This is a genomic window from Acidihalobacter aeolianus, assembly GCF_001753165.1.
Lineage (GTDB): Bacteria > Pseudomonadota > Gammaproteobacteria > DSM-5130 > Acidihalobacteraceae > Acidihalobacter > Acidihalobacter aeolianus.
This window is the reverse complement of the sequence record NZ_CP017448.1, coordinates 33,191-51,401: the sequence shown is the minus strand read 5'-3', so window position 1 is coordinate 51,401 and position 18,211 is coordinate 33,191. Positions and strand designations below refer to the sequence as shown.

Sequence of the window (18,211 nt, the reverse complement as noted above, 5' to 3'; positions counted from 1 at the left end):
CCCACCCCGTCCACCCGAGGAATCACGCATGCGACCCAGCGGCCGTGCCCCGCACGAACTCAGACCGATCAGCTTCACCCGCCACTACACCATGCATGCGGAGGGGTCGGTCCTGGTCTGCTTCGGCAATACGCGGGTGTTGTGCACGGCCACGGTGGACGACCGCCAGCCGCCCTGGCTCAAGGGCACCAAGCAGGGCTGGGTCACCGCCGAATACGGTATGCTGCCGCGTTCGACCGGCTCGCGCATGCCGCGCGAGGCTAGCCGCGGCAAGCAGGGCGGACGCACCCTGGAAATCCAGCGTCTGATCGGCCGCTCGCTGCGCGCCGCGGTCGACCTCGAGGCCCTGGGCGAACGCCAGATCACCCTCGACTGCGACGTGATCCAGGCCGACGGCGGCACGCGCACGGCCTCGATCAGCGGCGGCTTCATCGCCCTGTGCGACGCCATCGCCGGCCTGCGCAAGCGCGGCCAGCTCAAGCGCGATCCGCTGCACGGCATGGTCGCGTCCGTGTCGGTCGGCATTCACAACGGCCAGCCGGTGCTCGACCTCGACTACGCCGAGGATTCCAGCGCGGAGACCGACATGAACGTGGTGATGAACGACGCCGGCCACTTCATCGAGGTGCAGGGCACCGCCGAGGGCCACGCCTTCCGTCGCGACGAGCTCGACGCGATGCTCGACCTGGCCGCCGGCGGCATCGAACAGATCATCGCCATGCAGCGCAAGGCGCTGGAAGACTGAAATGAGCGCCTCGCCGCTGCACGGCGTAGAGCGCCTCGTGCTGGCCTCCGGCAATCCCGGCAAGGTGCGCGAGCTGGGCGCCCTGCTCGCCGGCAGCGGGGTGCAGGTGGTGGCGCAGGCCGACTTCGGCGTGCCCGAGGCCGAGGAGACGGGGCTGAGCTTCGTCGAGAACGCGATCCTCAAGGCGCGCAACGCCGCCCTGCACACCGGCCTGCCCGCTGTCGCCGATGACTCCGGCCTCGAGGTCGATGCCCTGGACGGCGCACCGGGGATCTATTCGGCACGCTACGCCGGCCCCGAGGCCGACGATGCCGCCAACAACGCCAAGCTGCTCGGCGCACTCGCCGGCGTGCCGGAGGCGGCGCGCACCGCACGCTTCCGCTGCGCGATGGTGTTCCTGCGCCATGCCGGCGACGCCTCGCCGGTAATCGCCCTGGCCGCCTGGGAGGGCCGCATCCTCGCCGCCCCTGCGGGCGCCGGCGGTTTCGGCTATGACCCGCTGTTCGCCGTGGCCGGGCTGGATTGCACCGCCGCCGAGCTGGACCCGGCCGAGAAGAACCGCCTGAGCCACCGCGGCCAGGCGGTGCGCGCCCTGCTCGCCGCGCTCACCGGCGGCTGACCGACGTGAGCGGGTTCGCCGAACCCATCCCCCTGTCGCTCTACGTGCACCTGCCCTGGTGCGTGCGCAAGTGCCCGTACTGCGACTTCAACTCGCATGCGGCCAAGGGCGATCTGCCAGAAACGGAGTACGTCGCCGCGCTGCTCGCCGATCTCGAGGCCGAGCTGCCGCGCGTCTGGGGCCGGCGCATCGAGAGCGTGTTCATCGGCGGCGGCACGCCCAGCCTGTTCTCCGCCGCCGCGCTCGGCGACCTGCTCGACGGCCTGCGCGCGCGCCTGCCGCTGCGCCCCGACGTCGAGATCACGCTGGAGGCCAATCCCGGCACCTTCGAGCAGGCGCGTTTCGCCGACTACCGCGGGCTCGGCATCAACCGGCTGTCGATCGGCGTGCAGAGCTTCGACGACGACGCGCTGCGCCGCCTCGGCCGCATCCATGGCGCCGACGAGGCCAGGCGCGCCGCCGAGATCGCACACGCGGCGGGCTTCGAGGACTTCAACCTCGACCTCATGTTCGGCCTGCCGGGACAGGACCTCGCCGCTGCCCAGCGCGACATTGACGCCGCGCTGGCGCTCGCGCCCACCCACCTCTCGTACTACCAGCTCACGCTGGAACCCAACACGCTGTTCCACCACGACCCGCCCGCGCTGCCCGACGAGGATCTGATCGCCGCGATGCAGCAGGCCACGCAAACGCGACTCGCCGAGGCCGGCTTCGCGCAGTACGAGGTCTCGGCCTACGCGCACCCCGGCAGGCGTTGCCGGCACAATCTCAACTACTGGCGCTTCGGCGACTACCTCGGCATCGGCGCCGGCGCCCACGGCAAGCTCACCGACCCGGCGAGCGGATCGGTCGAACGCCACTGGAAGCTGCGCCAGCCGGCGCAGTACATGGCCGCGGCACGCGCGGGCGATGCCGCCGGCGGCCGCGAGACGGTGGCGGCCGCCGAGCTGCCCTTCGAGTTCATGCTCAACGCCCTGCGCCTGCGCGAGGGCTTCGACCTCACCCTGTTCGAGGCACGCACCGGCCTGCCGCGCGCCTGCATCGAGGACACCCTGAACGAGGCGCTCGGGCGTACACTCGTCGAACGGGAGGGCGAGCGGGTTCGCCCCAGCGTGCTGGGCTGGAACTTCCTCAACGACCTGACGGCCCTGTTCCTGCCCTGAACGCCCTGAATCGCCGGTACACACCGCGGAGAGGTATGCCATGGACAGCGACTACACACCGATCGCCTGCGCGCGCTACAGCGAACTCGAACTCGCGATCCTGCGCCGCCAACCCCTGCGCCTAAGCCTGCGCGGCCGCGGCGGCCTGCACCGCATCGAAACCCTCACCCCGGTGAACCTGCGCACGCGCAGCCATGCCGAATACCTGATCGCACGCAACGACGCCGGCACCCCGCGCGTGCTGCGCCTGGACCGCATCGCCGACGCCCAGCCGCTTTGACGAGAAGCATCGAGCGCCCGCAGTGGCGCGAACCCGGCCGCGAGGCCACCACCACCCCAAGGAGTTGATCGCCATGAAGCTGAACCAGCCGCATCGTATCGTCGCCCTCGTCCTGAGCCTGCTCGCCTGTGCCTGGCTCGGCGCGGCCCAGGCCGCTGAGCACAAGGACAAGGGCCCGAAACTCAACGACCATGCCGCACTTGCCGGCATGCACGAGGCCAAGGCCCTGTTCCTGATCGACGTCAACAACCCCGACAAGGTCATGCACGTCGTCAAGGTCATCGGGATTACCCGCAAGCAGCTTGAGGCACAGGGTGTGAAGCCGCATCTGCTAGTGGTCTTCGTCGGCCCTGACGTCGCCTTCCTGACTAAGGACCGCCGCGGCATCGGCTACATGGACGAACGCCCCGTAGCCACGATCCAGCGCGAAATCGAGGGGCTGGCGCACACGGGCGTCGAATTTCAGGCCTGCGGCGTGGCAATGAAGGGCATGGACGTGTCGCCCAGGGATCTGATCCCCGCGGTCAAGCCGGTGGGCAACGGCTTCATCTCCGCGATCGGCTACGAGGCCAAGGGTTACTCGCTGGTGCCAGTGTACTGAAGTCGCTTGCCGCGCCGCCGCATACCGCCGACGGCGCGGCTATTCCAGCAGCGCCCGCACCGATTAGGCTATCACCGCATCGCGTAAGCCTCCCGCCACCGGAGACACGCGGTCCACCGGGCAGTTAATGAGTACACTACGGCTACTCAATCGCACCCCAGAGGGATGGTCATGCGCCAGTTGTACTCGTCAGGCTCAAGCTACGAACAGACGCTCGGCTATTCGCGTGCCGTACAGGTCGGACGACACGCTGTATGTTTCCGCGACCGCGGCGGGCGGCCCGGACGGGCGCATCGTCGGCAGCGACCTGTATGTGCAGACGCGCTACATCCTGCAGAAGCTCGAAGCGGTGCTGACGGAGGCGGGTTTCGCGCTGGCGGACGTGGTGCAGAGCCGGCTCTACGTTACCGACATTGCGCAATGGCGCGAGGCGGGGAGGGCGCACGGCGAGGTGTTCGGCGACATCCGTCCCGCCCTCACGCTGCTGCACGTGCTGCCCTTCGTCGATCCCGAGATGCTGATCGAGATCGAGATCGCCGCGCGCAGGAGCGCCGCCGGCTAGGCCCGCGGCGAGTAGGCGATGCAGTAGCCGCGCGGGCTGATGCTGCCCGGGACGACGGTGCAGGCGCCCATCGCGGAAGGCGAGGGGCCGGGTTCGAAATGCACGCAGTTGGCGCAGGACGCGCTGCCGTGGGGGTGCGTCTGATACAGCATCGCGGCCTTGGACACCTTGGCGGCCTGCGCCGTGTCCGGCAGCAACCCGGCGCCGATACCGGCGACGAACACGGTCGCCGTGCCGCGCAGCAGACGCCGACGGGACGGATCGAAAGCGGTTTTTCCGGTTTTCATAGGGCTCCCTCGCTCGATGGGACGCTCAATCCGCGCGCGCCCACAGGTCGTGTTCGTCCGTATCGGTGACCGTCACCCGGATGCGCTCGCCGGGCCGGGCGTCCGCCGCGCCCTCGATATAGACCAGGCCGTCGATCTCGGGGGCGTCCGCCGCGCTGCGCGCGACGATGCCGTCCGCGCCGACCTCGTCCACCAGCACCTCGATCTCGCGCCCGACGCGCGCACGCAGTCTTTGCGCGCTGATCACGGCCTGATGCGCCATGAATCGCTCCAGCCGCTCTTGCTTGAGCGCCTCCGGCACGGCGTCCGGCAGCTCGTTGGCCGCCGCGCCCGATACCGGAGAGTAGGCGAAGGCACCGACGCGGTCGAGTTGCGCCTCGTCGAGGAATTCGAGCAGGGACTCGAAATCCTCGTCGGTCTCGCCGGGAAAGCCGACGATGAAGGTGCTGCGCAGCGTCAGGTCCGGACATTGCGCGCGCCAGTCGTGAATGCGTTCGAGCATGCGCTCGCTGGCCGCGGGTCGACGCATGGCCTTGAGGATGCGCGGGCTGCCGTGCTGCAGCGGCATGTCGAGGTAGGGCAGGATACGGCCCTCCGCCATCAGCGGGATCAGCGCGTCGACATGCGGGTAGGGATAGACGTAGTGCAGGCGCACCCACACGCCCAGCTCGCCCAGCGCCTCGGCCAGGGTCTGCACATGGGACTTGAGCGGCCGTCCGCGCCAGAAGCCGGTGCGGTAGCGCACGTCGACGCCGTAGGCGGAGGTGTCCTGCGAGATCACCAGCAGCTCCTGCACACCGGCGTTGACCAGATTCTCGGCCTCGGCCAGCACCTCGCCGATGGGCCGGCTGACCAGATCGCCGCGCAGGCTGGGGATGATGCAGAAGCTGCAGCGGTGATTGCAGCCCTCGGAAATCTTGAGATAGGCGTAATGCCGCGGGGTCAGCTTGATGCCCTGCGGCGGCACCAGGCTGGCGTAGGGGTCGTGCGGGGCCGGCAGGTGGCGGTGCACCTCGCTCATCACCGCCTCGTAGGCATGCGGGCCAGTCACCGCGAGCACTTCGGGATGCGCCTCGCGCACCCGGGTCTCGTCGCCGCCCAGGCAACCGGTGACGATGACGCGGCCGTTCTCGTCCAGGGCCTCGCCGATGGCTTCGAGGGATTCCTCCACCGCGGCGTCGATGAAGCCGCAGGTGTTCACCACCACCAGGTCCGCGCCGTCGTAGCTCGGCGAGATGGCATAGCCCTCAGCGCGCAGCTGGGTGAGGATGCGCTCGGAATCGACCAGCGCCTTCGGGCAGCCGAGACTGACGAAGCCCACGGTCGGGGAGGATGGGGTGGCTTTGGACATGCGCTCGAGGCCTGATTCGCGTTCGGCTGTCACCTTATACACACAGCGAGGCGTGTAAGCAACGCTCTATTACATCCCCCTCACAAACTGGCAATGACGTGCGCAAAAACCTTATATTTTTTTTTAAAACAGCTAGATAGACCATATGCTCAAATCTTCTACAAGTTAACGAAACTGTAATGGCGGTGCCCATTTGGCAGCTTTTTCACCGCTTGATCCACAGAGTTATCCACAGCTTCTGTGGACAACCCGATAATTCTCGACGGAACGGGGGGTTGGCGAAATATATGCGAAATCTCACGCCTATGACTGAGTGTATGAGTCAGGTTTTTAAGGCATTGCCCCCGCGCCGGCAAGTCTGTAGAATTCGCGTCCCTTTAAGGCGCATTGAGAGTTTGACCGAGGACGCCGCGATGAAAGCGAACATTCACCCCGATTACCATGACGTGAAGGTCAACTGCAGCTGCGGCAGCAGCTTCACGACCCGTTCCACCTACGGCAAGTCCGAGCTTCAGGTCGAAGTCTGCTCGCAATGCCACCCGTTCTACACCGGCAAGCAGAAGATTCTTGACACGGCCGGTCAGGTGGACAAATTCCGGCGCCGTTACGGCATGTAATCCATGCCTGGCGTACTGCCGACGAAGAGGGCGCTCCTGGTGGGCGCCCTTTTTGTTTGTCTGGCCGGCAACGCCCTCGCCGATTGCGGAACGCCGGGTGTCGGCCGGATCTGGCACGTACAGAAGGTCTTCGACGGGGATACGGTGCTGCTCGATTCCGGCGTGCATCTGCGCCTGATCGGGCTCGATGCGCCGGAAGTGGCGCACCGTGAGCAAGCAGCCCAACCCTACGCCGAGGCGGCGAAGTCGGCCCTGCAACACCTGCTCGCCGGCCAGGGCTGGCGCCTGCGGCTGCGCTACGGCCGCGAGCACCATGACCGCTACGGCCGCACCCTGGCGCATGCCTATCTGCCCGACGGCACCAACCTGAGCGCCGCGCTGCTGCGCCGCGGCCTGGCCACGGCCCTGGCGGTACCGCCAAATGTATCCGAGGCGGCCTGTTACCAGCGTGCCGAAAACATGGCACGGCAGCACGACGAAGGCCTCTGGTCGTTGCCCCGCTACCGTCCCGTCGCCAGCACCGCACTGCCCAAAAACGCACGCGGGTTCCACATCGTCCGTGGCCGCGTGGCGCACGTCGGCTTCTCGCGCCGGGCCGTCTGGCTCGATCTCGAGGGACATGTCGCGGTGCGCATCGACCGCCGCGATCTCGGCTATTTTCGCGGCATCGACCTGCGCGGGCTGCGCGGCCGCGTCATCACCGTGCGCGGCTGGGTGCATGGTGACCATGGCGGCACACGCGTCTCCGTACGCTACCCCCTTGCGCTCGACCTGAAGGCCGGCGCAGCGGCGGACTGACCGCCACGCTGGCACCCGCCCGGGGCATCCCCTATCATTCCGTGTCTGCGCGGCGTTCGCCGCCCCGTCACCACCCGCCAGAGCCGATTCATGCCGACCGACCTCAAGCAAGCCGCCCTCGATTACCACGCCAATCCCAAGCCCGGCAAGATCGCGATCGAGATCACCAAGCCCACCGCGACCCAGCGCGACCTTTCGCTGGCCTATACCCCGGGCGTGGCCGAGCCGGTGCGCGCGATCCAGCTCGATCGCGAGTTGGCCTACCGCTACACCGCCAAGGGCAACCTGGTGGCGGTGATCACCAACGGAACCGCGGTGCTCGGTCTCGGCGACACCGGCGCACTGGCCGGCAAGCCGGTGATGGAGGGCAAGGTGGTGCTGTTCAAGGCCTTCGCCGGCATCGACGCCTTCGACATCGAGGTCGACACGCACGACCCCGACATCTTCATCGACACCGTCGCGCGCATCGCCAGCGGCTTCGGCGGCATCAACCTGGAGGACATCGCCGCGCCACACTGCTTCCGCATCGAACGGGAGCTGCGCGAGCGTCTGGACATCCCCGTGTTCCACGACGACCAGCACGGCACCGCGGTGATCATCTCCGCGGGTCTGATCAACGCCCTGCGCATCGCCGGCAAGCGCATCGAGGACGCGCGCATCGTGTGCCTCGGCGCCGGCGCCGCGGGCCTCGCCTCGATGCACCTGCTCACGACCCTGGGCGCCCGGCGCGAGCACATCCTGATGGTCGACCGCCAGGGCGTCATCCGTGCCGACGACCAGCACGCCAACGAGTATCAGCGCATCTTCGCCGCCCACACGGACCGCCATACCCTGGCCGAGGCCTGCGTCGGCGCCGACGTGTTCGTCGGCGTATCCGGTCCCAACCTGCTCACCGCCGAGATGCTCTCCTCGATGGCCGAGAATCCCATCGTGTTCGCGCTGGCCAATCCCGACCCCGAGATCGACCCGTCACTGGCGCTGGCGACCCGCAGCGACGTCATCATGGCCACCGGACGTACCGACTATCCCAACCAGATCAACAACGTGCTCGGCTTTCCGTATATCTTCCGCGGCGCGCTCGACGTGCATGCGCGCAGCATCAACGATGCAATGCTGACCGCCGCGGTGCACGCGCTCGCGGACCTCGCGCACCAGCCCGTTCCGGACAGCGTGCTCAAGGCCTATGGGCTCGATGCGCTGAGTTTCGGCCGCGACTACTTCATCCCCAAGCCCTTTGACCCGCGCCTGATCGACGTGGTCCCGGCCGCCATCGCGCGTGCCGCCGCGGACTCCGGCGCCGCACGCACCGCGCCGGGCGCCTAGGCTGCGGGAGGTGATGCCGGAGGAGCGCGAGGCCGACGACGGCGAGACCGGCTACACCCTGCTCGTCGACAGCAGCATCTACATTTTCCGTGCCTGGTTCACCTGGCCGCAGGACGTCTGCGACGCAGCCGGCAGACCGGCGAACGCAGTCCACGGCTTTGCCGCCTTCGTCCACGAACTGCTCAGCGTGCAGCGCCCCGTGCGCATTGCCTTCGCCTTCGACGAAACGCTTGAGGGCTCTCCGCGGCGCGCACTGTTCCCCGCCTACAAGGCCAACCGCCCACCCGCGCCGCAGGAGCTGATCCATCAGTTCGAGGGATGTCGCCGCCTCGTCGACGCCCTCGGCCTGGGGGCGCTGTCGCGCCCGGGCTGCGAAGCGGACGACCTGATCGGCACCCTGGCGGCGGGCGAACGCGTCTCCGGTCGGCGCGTGGCGCTGCTCACCGGCGACAAGGATCTCACCCAGCTGGTCCATGACGGCGACATCTGGTGGGACTACGCGCGCGGCCGGCGGCTCGGCCCGCGCGGGGTGGAGCGGACCTTCGGCGTGCCGCCGCGCCTGATCGCCGACCAGTTGGCCCTCGCCGGCGACAAGTCGGACAACATCCCCGGCATCCCCGGCGTCGGCATGACCACCGCGGCGCGCCTGCTGTGCCCGTTCGGTGGCCTGGAGGCCCTGCTCGACGACATTCCGCGCATCGGCACCCTGCGTCTGCGCGGTGCCGTACGCCTGATGCGGCTGGTGCAGGAACACCAGGACACCGTGCGCCTGGCGCGCCGGCTGACCGGCATCGACTGCCGCGTGCCCATCGAGCGCGCTCGACGACTGTTTCGCGGACCTCGACTTCACCGCGACGCAACGCGAACGCTGGTACCGCCTGCTGGAGGAGTGGCCGCCCACGACGGCTCAGGCGGCGGGATAGCCCACCGCGCGCAGGAACAGGTCGACCAGCCCGTCGACCAGTTCGTCCAGACCGCGGTCGTCGAAGCGCTCGCCGGCCGGCAGACACTTGGCGATCAGCACCTCGCGCACCATGCCCTGGAACATCAGCGCGCACAGCCGCGGGTCCGGCCCGCGACCCAGGCGGCCTTCGCGGCGCAGCTCCTGCAGGGAATACTCGATGTAGTCGGTGAAGGTCTTCCAGCGATGTTCGAAGAAGGCCTCGGCCGCGGCGTGACCCTCGAGCAGGCTGTGCAGCTCCATCTTCAACAGGTCCGGCTGCCGCGCCATGCCGCGCACGAACACCTGCACCAGCCCGCGCAACACCGTCGGAAAGTCCGAGGCCGGCGACAGCACCGTTTCGATATAGTCCTCGCGGGTGCACGAAAGGTCGTCGAGCACCGCCTCGTACAGCGCCTCCTTGGACGCGAAGTAACGATACAGCGCGGCCGGACTGACTCCGACCGCGTCGGCGATGTCGTCGATGGAGACACCGTGAAAACCGCGGTCCGCAAACAGACCGGCCGCCTTGCGCAGGATCAGTTCGCGGCGCTCCGGTCCGCGTAGACGCTTTTGCATGGATCGCCCCCTGAATGAGCGACCCAGTATACAAGCCTGCCCGGATCAGGCCTGCTTGCGGATGTAGAACACGAAGCGGTCGGCCTCCTGGCCCTGCTCAAGCAAGGCGTTGCCGGTCTGCTTGCAGAAGGCCTCGAAGTCCTTCACCGCACCCGGGTCGGTGGCAAGCACCTTCATCACCTGGCCCGAGTCCAGTTCGCCGATCGCCTTCTTGGTGCGCAGGATCGGCAGCGGGCAGTTCAGTCCGCTGGCATCCAGTTCCTTGTCGAAATTCATGGTCGCTTACCTCTCTGCTAGTCGTGATGACGGAACCCGAACATTTATGTTAGTGTTCGTTCACTAACCTATATGCGCACGATGCTTGGCGTCAAGCGTTTGCTCTACGCACCCACAAACCCGTCGTGCGCGTCTAAGGTAGTATTCAGGCAAGACCGGCAGGACGACCGCCCGATGGACGACGCGCAAGACCCATTTCCCGCACCCGCCTCCATGCAGGACGCGTGGACCGGCTCGGCACTCTACGGCAGCAACGCGACCTATCTCGAAGCGCTTTACGAAACCTTCCTGCAGACGCCAGAGGCCGTTCCCGTCGAATGGCGGCGCTACTTCGAAGCGCTGCCCGGCCTCGCGAGCGGACGCACGGAGGTGCCGCATGCGCCGATCCGCGCCGAATTCACCTACGATGCGCGCCACCCCGCACCGGCGGCCGGACGCACGATAGACAAACAGCTGCGCGTGCTGCAGCTGATCAATGCCTACCGCTTCCTCGGCCACCGCACGGCCGCCACCGACCCGCTCGCGCTACCCGGACAGCCGCGCCCGGAGGAACTGCGTCTCGACTACTACCATCTCGGCGAGGCCGACCTCGACACCCGCTTCCATGCCGGCTCGCTGGTCGGCGTGAACCAGGCGCCGCTGCGCGAGATCGTCGCGCGGCTCGAGGCGACCTATTGCGGCCCGATCGGTGCCGAGTACATGCACATCGGCACCACCGACGAGAAACGCTGGCTGCAGCAGCGCCTTGAAGGCGCCTACGGACGCCCCGAACCGGACGGGGAACGCCGCTTCTACCTGTTGCAGCGGCTGACTGCGGCCGAGGCCTTGGAGCAGCACCTGCACAGCCGTTACGTCGGTCAGAAGCGTTTTTCTCTGGAAGGCGGCGAAGGCCTGATCCCCTTGCTCGACATCCTGATCGAGCGCGCCGGCGCCAACGGCGTGGAGGAGATCGTCCTCGGCATGGCGCACCGCGGCCGGCTCAACGTGCTGATCAACATCATGGGCAAGTCGCCCGACGAACTGTTCGGCGAGTTCGAGGGACGTACGCACGGCACCGCACTGGCCGGCGACGTCAAATACCACCTGGGCTTTTCCAGCGACCGCATGACCTCTGGCGGACCGGTGCACCTGGCGCTGGCCTTCAATCCCTCGCATCTGGAGATCGTCGGGCCCGTGGTCGAGGGTTCGGTGCGTGCCCGCCAGGACCGCCGCGGCGATGCTGTCGGGCGCAAGGTGATGCCGGTGATCATCCACGGCGACGCCGCCTTCGCCGGCCAGGGCGTGGTCATGGAAACCCTGAACATGTCCAAGACGCGCGGCTTTTCGACCAAGGGCACGGTGCATGTGGTGGTGAACAACCAGATCGGCTTCACCACCAGTACCTGTATGGACGCACGCTCCAGCCACTATTGCACCGACGTGGCCAAGATGGTCAATGCCCCCATCCTGCACGTCAACGGCGACGACCCCGAGGCCATCGCGTTCGTCACTGCGCTGGCCCTCGACTATCGCCTGCGCTTCCGCAAGGACGTGGTCATCGACCTCGTCTGCTACCGCCGTCACGGCCACAACGAGGCCGACGCGCCGGAAGTGACCCAGCCGATGATGTACCAGCGCATCAAGACGCTGCCGACGAGCCGCGCGCACTATGCCGAGCGGCTGGCGGGGCTCGGCCTGATCGACGAGGCTGGCGCGCGCGCGCTCGTCACCGACTATCGGGCGCAGCTCGAGGCAGGTGGCGTGGTAGTGCCCAACCTCATCGAGGCCGCAGCGATCGAACATCCCTACACGGTCAACTGGCGCCAGTACATCGATTCCGAAGTGCCCGAGGAGGTGTCGACCGCCGTCCCTCTCGAACAGCTGCGCGAGCTGTCCGCCGCGCTGCAGCGGCTGCCGGAAGGCTTCGCCCTGCATCCACGCGTGGCCAAGATCATGGACGACCGCCGCAAGATGGCCGCCGGGGCGATGGCCATCGACTGGGGCTATGCCGAGACGCTGGCCTACGCGAGCCTCGTCGACGAGGGACGACGTGTACGGCTGTGCGGCCAGGACACCGCGCGCGGCACCTTCTTCCACCGTCATGCCGTGCTGCACAACCAGCTCAAGCCGGGGGTTTACGTGCCGTTGCGCAACCTCCACCCGCAGCAGGCCGACTTCCTGGTCATCGACTCGCTGCTGTCCGAGGAGGCGGTGCTCGCCTTCGAATACGGCTATGCCACCGCCTCGCCGAACGCGCTGGTGATCTGGGAAGCGCAGTTCGGCGACTTCGCCAACGGCGCGCAGGTGGTGATCGACCAGTTCATCAGTTCTGGGGAGGAAAAGTGGTCACGCCTGAGCGGGCTGGTGCTGCTGCTGCCGCACGGCTACGAAGGCCAGGGCGCCGAACACTCCTCGGCCCGGCTGGAGCGGTTTCTGCAGCTGTGCGCGAACGACAACCTGCAGATCTGCGTGCCGACCACCCCGGCACAGATGTTCCATCTGCTGCGCCGGCAGGTGCTGCGCCCGCTGCGCAAGCCGCTGGTGGTGATGTCGCCGAAGAGCCTGCTGCGCCACAAGCTCGCGATCAGCAGCCTGGACGATCTGGCCGAAGGGCACTTCCAGGAGGTGATCGGGGAATGCGACGAACTCCCCGGCCGCGGCGTCGAGACGGTGGTCTTCTGCAGTGGCAAGATCTACTACGATCTGCTTCAGCGCCGCCGCGACGAGGATCGCCGCGACATCGCCCTGATCCGCGTGGAACAGCTCTATCCCTTCCCCGAGACCGAGATCAAGCGCCAGTTGCGCCACTACCCCAGCGCTGCGCGTTTCGTCTGGTGCCAGGAGGAACCGCGCAACCAGGGTGCCTGGCCCGAGCTCTCCTGGACCCTAAATCAGACCATCGGCATGAGTCGTCCGCTGATGGAATGCGTGGCCCGGCCGCCCTCGGCGGCGCCCGCGGTCGGCCGCTTCGACCTGCACACACAGCAGCAGCATGCGCTGCTGGACGCCGTTTTCAACCGTTAGCACGAGTGCCGGCATGCGCCGGCCGCAACATCTCCAAGGAGTCGAGCAGGATGCGCATCGAGGTCAAGATTCCCCCTCTCCCCGAATCGGTCGCCGACGCCACCCTCGCGGCCTGGCACAAGCAGCCGGGCGAGCCGATATCCGCCGACGACAACCTGGCCGATCTGGAGACCGACAAGGTGGTGCTCGAACTGCCCGCACCGGGCAGTGGCGTCCTGGGCGAGATCCTGATCCCGGCCGGCAGCACGGTCACTGCCGGGCAGGTGATCGCGCGCATCGAGACCTCCGGTGCGGATACCACACAAGCACCGGCCCCGACAGCCTCCGCTGCGACCGACAACGCCGGCGAAGCCGCCCCCGCCGGCCCGGCCGCTCGCCAGCTGATGATGGCAAACGACATCCAGGCCGGACAGATCGCGGGCAGCGGGCGCAACGGGCGCATCCTCAAGGAAGACGTGCTCGCCTACCTCGCTGCCGCGCAGAAGCCCGCCGCCGTAGCCGAGAGCGCTACCGTGCCCGAGGAGGCCGCGGCGGAGCAGCCGGCATCCCCCGCTCCGCTCACCGGCGAGCGCGCGGAACGGCGGGTACCGATGACGCGGCTGCGCGCACGCATCGCCGAGCGTCTGCTGGCCGCCCAGCGCGAAACCGCCATGCTGACCACCTTCAACGAGGTGGACATGCAGCCCGTCAACGAACTCCGCCAGCGCTATCGCGACGCCTTCGAGAAGGCCCACGGCGTGCGTCTCGGCCTGATGTCGTTCTTCGTCACCGCCGCGGTCGCCGCGCTCAAGCGCTTCCCGGCGGTCAATGCCTCCATCGACGGCGACGACATCGTCTATCACAGCTATTACGACGTCGGCATCGCCGTGTCATCGCCGCGCGGGCTGGTGGTGCCGATCCTGCGCGATGCCGACCGTCTCGGCGCCGCCGGCATCGAACGCGGCATCGCCGATTTCGCCGCCCGGGCCAAGGACAACACCCTCGGTCTGGAGGAGATCACCGGCGGGACCTTTACCATCACCAACGGCGGCGTGTTCGGCTCGCTGCTGTCCACCCCGATCCTCAATCCACCGCAGAGCGCGATTCTCGGCATGCACAAGGTCCAGGACCGGCCGGTGGTGGTCGACGGGCAGATCGTCGTTCGCCCGATGATGTATCTGGCGCTGTCGTACGACCACCGCATCATCGACGGCCGCGAGGCGGTGCAGTGCCTCGCCACGATCAAGGCTGTGCTGGAGGATCCGGCACGCCTGTTGCTGGATGTCTGAGGAAGCAAGGATGAGCGAATACGACTACGACCTCATCGTCATCGGCGCCGGTCCCGCCGGCTACGTCGCCGCCCTGCGTGCAGCCCAGCTCGGCCTGCGTACGGCCTGCATCGACCGCTGGCGCGACCGCGAGGGCACGCCCCGGCTGGGCGGCACCTGTCTCAACGCCGGCTGCATCCCATCCAAGGCGCTGCTCGAATCCTCGCTGCGCTACGCGCGTCTGCGCGACGAGTTCGCCGAGCACGGCGTCCTGGTCGGCGGGATCACCCTGGATCTGGCGCAGACGCACGCGCGCAAGCAAGCCGCGGTGCAACGCCTGACCCAGGGCATCGCCGGCCTGTTCTCCGCCCAGGGCGTGGACTGGCTCAAGGGCGAAGGACGGCTGCTCGGCCCGCGCCGCGTCGCGTTCGTCCCCCACGGACGGAAAAAACCCAGGACGCTCGCCGCGGAACACATCGTGCTGGCACCCGGTTCGCATCCCGGCACCCTCGACACGGCGCCGGTGGACGGCACCTATATCGTCGATTCCGACGGTGCGCTCGAATTCGCCGAGGTGCCGAAACGCCTCGCCATCGTCGGCGCGGGCGTGATCGGCCTGGAGCTCGGCACCGTGTGGCGGCGCTTCGGCGCCGAGGTGCTGCTGCTGGAGGCGCAGGACACGTTCCTGCCCATCGCCGATGCCGGTTTCGCGCGCCTGGCACTCAAGAGCTATGCGTCGCAGGGGCTGGAAATCCGCCTCGGCGCGCGGGTTCTCGATGCGCGGGTAAGCGGGCACGGTGCGCGTGTGCATTACTCGGATGCCGACGGCGAGGAGCGGCAGGAACGCTTCGACCGCGTGATCGTGGCCGTAGGGCGCCGCCCCAGTACCGGCGGACTGTACAGCGACGACAGCGGCCTGCAGCTCGACGAACGCCGCTTCATCGGCGTCGACACCCACTGCCGCACCAACCTGCCCGGCGTCTGGGCCATCGGCGATGCGGTGCGCGGCCCCATGCTCGCCCACAAGGGCGCAGAGGAGGGCATCATGGTGGCCGAGCGCATCGCCGGCGGACAGGGGGAGATCAACTACGAACATATCCCGGCGGTGATCTACACCGAGCCGGAGTTCGCCTGGGTGGGCCCGACCGAGGAACAGCTACGCCAGGCAGGCATTCCCTATCGCAGCGGCCGCTTTCCCCTGGCCGCCAACGGTCGTGCGGTCGCGCAGGGCGAAACCGACGGTGAGATCAAGCTGCTGGCCCACGCCGAGACCGACCGGCTGCTGGCGGCGCACATCTTCGCCCCGCAGGCCTCCGAACTGGTCGCACAGGCCATGATCGCGCTATCACTGCAGGGCTCGGCCGAGGATCTGGCGCGAACGCTGTATGCGCATCCCTCACTGTCCGAGGCCGTGCACGAGGCGGCGCTGGACATTTCCGGATGCGCGCTGCACCTGGCCAAGCCGCGGCGCAAGAGCGAGACCTGAGCGCGCTCAGCGGCAGCGAATCCAGGCCGCGGCAAGCGCGCCCAGGCCGAACAGCGCCAGCACCCAGCTCACCAGAGGGATATGGAGCCAGACTGGCACATCCTGCGGCGCCATGGCGTAAGTGACCGCGGCGCCAACGAGCAATGCGCCCCCTGCGGTCCTGAGCACCGCCTGCCGGCTCCCCGCACGCAACGACTCGCGCAGCGCCGTCAGTTCCTCGACGTGCGCCTGGACCCGCGCCTCGCCGCTGGCCTGACGTTCGAGCACCTGATGGATCAGCTGCGGCATCTCCGGGAGCTGCTCAAGCAGGCGCGGTAGCCGCACACGCATCTGCGAGACGAAGGCGCGCACCCCGATCTGCTCGCTCATCCAGCGCTCGATGAAGGGCTTGGCCGTTTTCCACAGATCGAGGTCGGGATACAGCTGGCGTCCCAAGCCCTCGATGTTGAGCAGGGTCTTCTGCAGCAGCACCAGCTGCGGCTGTACCTGCATGTCGTAACGGCGCGCGGTCTGGAACAGGCGCAGCAGCACATGGCCGAAGGAGATTTCCTTGAGCGGGCGCTCGAAGATCGGCTCGCAGACCGTGCGGATGGACGACTCGAACTCGTTGATGCGGGTGCTCGCGGGCACCCAGCCGGATTCCACGTGCAGCTCGGCCACGCGGCGATAGTCGCGGTTGAAGAAGGCGTAGAAGTTTTCCGCGAGGTAGCGCTGGTCCTCGGTGTCGAGACTGCCGACGATGCCGAAGTCCACGGCCAGATACTGCGCCGAGCGGGGATTGTCGGCGTTCACGAAGATATTGCCGGGGTGCATGTCGGCATGGAAGAAATTGTGCCGGAACACCTGGGTGAAGAAGATTTCCACCCCGCGCTCGGCGAGCACCTTGAAGTCCACACCGGCGGCGCGCAGCGCATCGACATCGGAAATCGGAATACCGCGGATGCGCTCGATCACGATCACCCGCCGGCGCACGTAATCCCAGTAGATCTCGGGGATGTAAAGCTGTTCGGAACCCTCGAAGTTGCGCCGCAGCTGATTGCCGTTGGCCGCCTCGCGGAACAGGTCGAGTTCGTCGAGCACGGTCTTCTCGTATTCCTCCACCACCTCGCGCGGACGCAGCCGACGCGCCTCCGGCCAGTAGCGATGGGCAAGGTCTGCGACCGCGTGCAACAAGGCCAGGTCCCGACGGATCACGCGGTCGATCTCGGGGCGCACGACCTTGACCACCACCTCGCGGCCGTCGTGCAGCACCGCGCCATGCACCTGTGCGATCGATGCGGAGGCGATGGGTACGTCCTCGAAGGTGCCGAACATCTTGCCGATCGGGCGCCCGTAGGCCTGCTCGATCAGCGCGCGCGCCTGCGCCCCGGGAAACGGCGGTACGCGGTCCTGCAGGCGTGCCAGTTCGAGGGCAATATCGTCCGGCAGCAGATCGCGGCGCGTGGACAGCATCTGGCCGAACTTGATGAAGATCGGGCCCAAGTCCTCCAGCGCACGGCGGATGCGCACGCCGCGGCTGACGTCGCGGCGGCGCAACCAGTGCCACGGCATCAGGTAGAGCAGAAAGCGCAGCGGGCGGAACAGGTGGATGGCGAAAACGACCTCTTCGAGGCCGTGGCGCACCAGCACGAAATTGATGTACGCGAGCCGCAGCATCTGCTGCGGCAGCCCCAGCACGCGCACGCTGGAGCGCCGGCTCATGCCTGCCCGTCGTTGGCGCGCGACTCCAGTCGGGCGAGGCGGGCTTCCAGCCGGTCGATTCCTTCCCTCACCTGGTCCACCGCGTCCATGAAGTCTTCCAGTTCGGCACGCGGCGGCATCACCCCGGCCTCCTCGGTCAGGTATTCACCGAGATCGTCGGCCAGGTGCGCACGGCTGCGCCGTTCCCAGGCACCCAGGCCGCGCAGCCGTTCGGCGAGGAAATGCGCCATCGCATCGCCCAGGGCCTTGCTCAGCCATTCCTCCCAGTCCAGCTCGACCGCACGCAGCACGGACCAGAGCCGTTCCGCCACTTCCGCGTCGCCCTCGACCGCAAGATCGCCGCCGGCGATGCTCGCCCGTTCCGCGAGCGCGGTACGCAGCAACGCGAGGGGTGCCGCGCGCACGGTCGCGTCCGGCGGGTCGCCCAGCTCGTCGTACACGCCGATGCGACCGCCGGATTCGACCACGAGAATCCAGCGCAGGCCGGCGCCGGCAAGCTCGAAGGCGACCCGGCGACCCACGATACGCTCGAGGCCGGCCGCCGATTCGGGATCGGCGGAAAGATACAGGTTGAGGGCGTTTTCGAGGGCCGCTTCGAATCCGCTATTCAGCATGTCCGCTCCCGCCGGATCG

General features: G+C 67.9%; 18 protein-coding genes and 1 pseudogene. 13 read left to right on the top strand and 6 right to left on the bottom strand.

Annotated elements, in window-relative coordinates:
- Positions 1-28: 28 nt before the first annotated feature.
- From rph to BJI67_RS00235, 6 genes are all read left to right on the top strand, one after another.
- Positions 29-745 (top strand): ribonuclease PH, encoded by a 717-nt coding sequence (gene rph / locus BJI67_RS00260; protein ID WP_070071301.1) that lies wholly within the window; start codon positions 29-31, stop codon positions 743-745.
- Between the two features lies 1 nt (position 746).
- Positions 747-1,364, top strand: coding sequence for an RdgB/HAM1 family non-canonical purine NTP pyrophosphatase (rdgB, locus tag BJI67_RS00255; RefSeq protein ID WP_070071300.1), 618 nt, complete (start codon positions 747-749; stop codon positions 1,362-1,364).
- 5 nt (positions 1,365-1,369) lie between these two features.
- A complete protein-coding gene (gene hemW, locus BJI67_RS00250; RefSeq protein ID WP_070071299.1) occupies positions 1,370-2,527 on the top strand; it encodes a radical SAM family heme chaperone HemW in 1,158 nt (385 codons plus the stop codon).
- Between the two features lie 40 nt (positions 2,528-2,567).
- Positions 2,568-2,807 (top strand): Rho-binding antiterminator, encoded by a 240-nt coding sequence (locus BJI67_RS00245; RefSeq protein WP_070071298.1) that lies wholly within the window; start codon positions 2,568-2,570, stop codon positions 2,805-2,807.
- A 73-nt stretch (positions 2,808-2,880) separates the two neighbouring features.
- Positions 2,881-3,408: a DsrE family protein gene (locus BJI67_RS00240; protein WP_070071297.1), complete on the top strand. Its 528-nt coding sequence runs from the start codon at positions 2,881-2,883 to the stop codon at positions 3,406-3,408.
- A gap of 226 nt (positions 3,409-3,634) precedes the next feature.
- Entirely contained in the window at positions 3,635-3,970 is a 336-nt protein-coding gene (locus tag BJI67_RS00235) for a Rid family hydrolase (RefSeq protein ID WP_197513189.1), read from the top strand.
- Here BJI67_RS00235 and BJI67_RS00230 read toward each other — a convergent pair.
- Positions 3,967-4,257: a hypothetical protein gene (locus BJI67_RS00230; RefSeq protein ID WP_070071296.1), complete on the bottom strand. Its 291-nt coding sequence runs from the start codon at positions 4,255-4,257 to the stop codon at positions 3,967-3,969. The genes BJI67_RS00235 and BJI67_RS00230 overlap by 4 nt on opposite strands.
- 25 nt (positions 4,258-4,282) lie before the next feature.
- Positions 4,283-5,608 (bottom strand): 30S ribosomal protein S12 methylthiotransferase RimO, encoded by a 1,326-nt coding sequence (rimO, locus tag BJI67_RS00225; protein WP_070073849.1) that lies wholly within the window; start codon positions 5,606-5,608, stop codon positions 4,283-4,285.
- Positions 5,609-6,021: 413 nt separating this feature from the next.
- Here rimO and rpmE point away from each other — a divergent pair, with 413 nt between their 5' ends.
- The 4 genes and pseudogenes from rpmE to BJI67_RS18195 all read left to right on the top strand — a co-directional run.
- Positions 6,022-6,225 (top strand): 50S ribosomal protein L31, encoded by a 204-nt coding sequence (rpmE, locus tag BJI67_RS00220; protein WP_070073848.1) that lies wholly within the window; start codon positions 6,022-6,024, stop codon positions 6,223-6,225.
- 39 nt (positions 6,226-6,264) lie between these two features.
- Positions 6,265-7,023 carry a thermonuclease family protein gene (locus tag BJI67_RS00215; protein ID WP_197513187.1) on the top strand — a complete coding sequence of 253 codons (759 nt, stop codon included), beginning with the start codon at positions 6,265-6,267 and terminating at the stop codon, positions 7,021-7,023.
- A 90-nt stretch (positions 7,024-7,113) separates the two neighbouring features.
- A complete protein-coding gene (locus tag BJI67_RS00210; RefSeq protein WP_070071294.1) occupies positions 7,114-8,346 on the top strand; it encodes a malic enzyme-like NAD(P)-binding protein in 1,233 nt (410 codons plus the stop codon).
- Positions 8,347-8,359: 13 nt separating this feature from the next.
- Positions 8,360-9,151, top strand: a pseudogene (locus BJI67_RS18195) (5'-3' exonuclease); the annotation flags it as partial.
- Between the two features lie 102 nt (positions 9,152-9,253).
- On the opposite strand, the gene BJI67_RS18190 reads toward BJI67_RS18195, so the two are convergent.
- The gene (locus tag BJI67_RS18190; protein ID WP_156782182.1) at positions 9,254-9,865 is read right to left on the bottom strand and encodes a TetR/AcrR family transcriptional regulator; all 612 of its coding nucleotides are present in this window, start codon (positions 9,863-9,865) and stop codon (positions 9,254-9,256) included.
- A gap of 45 nt (positions 9,866-9,910) precedes the next feature.
- Positions 9,911-10,141 (bottom strand): sulfurtransferase TusA family protein, encoded by a 231-nt coding sequence (locus tag BJI67_RS00200; protein WP_070071292.1) that lies wholly within the window; start codon positions 10,139-10,141, stop codon positions 9,911-9,913.
- Positions 10,142-10,315: 174 nt separating this feature from the next.
- On the opposite strand from BJI67_RS00200, the gene BJI67_RS00195 reads away from it, so the two are divergent.
- Genes BJI67_RS00195 through lpdA form a run of 3 tightly spaced genes read left to right on the top strand, consistent with a single transcriptional unit; the run spans position 10,316 to position 15,877 of the window.
- Positions 10,316-13,144, top strand: a complete 2,829-nt coding sequence (locus BJI67_RS00195; protein WP_070071291.1) for a 2-oxoglutarate dehydrogenase E1 component — start codon at positions 10,316-10,318, stop codon at positions 13,142-13,144.
- A gap of 50 nt (positions 13,145-13,194) precedes the next feature.
- On the top strand, positions 13,195-14,412 hold the full coding sequence (odhB, locus tag BJI67_RS00190; protein WP_070071290.1) for a 2-oxoglutarate dehydrogenase complex dihydrolipoyllysine-residue succinyltransferase: 1,218 nt from the start codon (positions 13,195-13,197) through the stop codon (positions 14,410-14,412).
- Positions 14,413-14,422: 10 nt separating this feature from the next.
- The gene (gene lpdA / locus BJI67_RS00185) at positions 14,423-15,877 is read left to right on the top strand and encodes a dihydrolipoyl dehydrogenase (protein WP_070071289.1); all 1,455 of its coding nucleotides are present in this window, start codon (positions 14,423-14,425) and stop codon (positions 15,875-15,877) included.
- Positions 15,878-15,883: 6 nt separating this feature from the next.
- Here lpdA and ubiB read toward each other — a convergent pair whose 3' ends face one another.
- Together ubiB and BJI67_RS00175 are read right to left on the bottom strand one after the other, a co-directional pair.
- Positions 15,884-17,578: a ubiquinone biosynthesis regulatory protein kinase UbiB gene (gene ubiB, locus BJI67_RS00180; protein ID WP_083250493.1), complete on the bottom strand. Its 1,695-nt coding sequence runs from the start codon at positions 17,576-17,578 to the stop codon at positions 15,884-15,886.
- Positions 17,575-18,192, bottom strand: a complete 618-nt coding sequence (locus BJI67_RS00175; protein ID WP_070073846.1) for a ubiquinone biosynthesis accessory factor UbiJ — start codon at positions 18,190-18,192, stop codon at positions 17,575-17,577. Before BJI67_RS00175 ends, ubiB begins: the two co-directional genes overlap by 4 nt.
- Between the last annotated feature and the right edge of the window lie 19 nt (positions 18,193-18,211).

What these genes read in the sequence shown, in the direction of transcription:
- BJI67_RS00210 (WP_070071294.1), top strand. Translation starts at nt 7,114, where the DNA reads ATGCCGACCGACCTCAAGCAAGCCGCCCTCGATTACCACGCCAATCCC.
- odhB (WP_070071290.1), top strand. Translation starts at nt 13,195, where the DNA reads ATGCGCATCGAGGTCAAGATTCCCCCTCTCCCCGAATCGGTCGCCGAC.
- rdgB (WP_070071300.1), top strand. Translation starts at nt 747, where the DNA reads ATGAGCGCCTCGCCGCTGCACGGCGTAGAGCGCCTCGTGCTGGCCTCC.
- BJI67_RS00200 (WP_070071292.1), bottom strand. Translation starts at nt 10,141, where the DNA reads ATGAATTTCGACAAGGAACTGGATGCCAGCGGACTGAACTGCCCGCTG.
- BJI67_RS00245 (WP_070071298.1), top strand. Translation starts at nt 2,568, where the DNA reads ATGGACAGCGACTACACACCGATCGCCTGCGCGCGCTACAGCGAACTC.
- BJI67_RS00195 (WP_070071291.1), top strand. Translation starts at nt 10,316, where the DNA reads ATGGACGACGCGCAAGACCCATTTCCCGCACCCGCCTCCATGCAGGAC.
- rph (WP_070071301.1), top strand. Translation starts at nt 29, where the DNA reads ATGCGACCCAGCGGCCGTGCCCCGCACGAACTCAGACCGATCAGCTTC.
- lpdA (WP_070071289.1), top strand. Translation starts at nt 14,423, where the DNA reads ATGAGCGAATACGACTACGACCTCATCGTCATCGGCGCCGGTCCCGCC.
- rpmE (WP_070073848.1), top strand. Translation starts at nt 6,022, where the DNA reads ATGAAAGCGAACATTCACCCCGATTACCATGACGTGAAGGTCAACTGC.
- BJI67_RS00240 (WP_070071297.1), top strand. Translation starts at nt 2,881, where the DNA reads ATGAAGCTGAACCAGCCGCATCGTATCGTCGCCCTCGTCCTGAGCCTG.
- rimO (WP_070073849.1), bottom strand. Translation starts at nt 5,608, where the DNA reads ATGTCCAAAGCCACCCCATCCTCCCCGACCGTGGGCTTCGTCAGTCTC.
- BJI67_RS00230 (WP_070071296.1), bottom strand. Translation starts at nt 4,257, where the DNA reads ATGAAAACCGGAAAAACCGCTTTCGATCCGTCCCGTCGGCGTCTGCTG.
- BJI67_RS00175 (WP_070073846.1), bottom strand. Translation starts at nt 18,192, where the DNA reads ATGCTGAATAGCGGATTCGAAGCGGCCCTCGAAAACGCCCTCAACCTG.
- BJI67_RS18190 (WP_156782182.1), bottom strand. Translation starts at nt 9,865, where the DNA reads ATGCAAAAGCGTCTACGCGGACCGGAGCGCCGCGAACTGATCCTGCGC.
- ubiB (WP_083250493.1), bottom strand. Translation starts at nt 17,578, where the DNA reads ATGAGCCGGCGCTCCAGCGTGCGCGTGCTGGGGCTGCCGCAGCAGATG.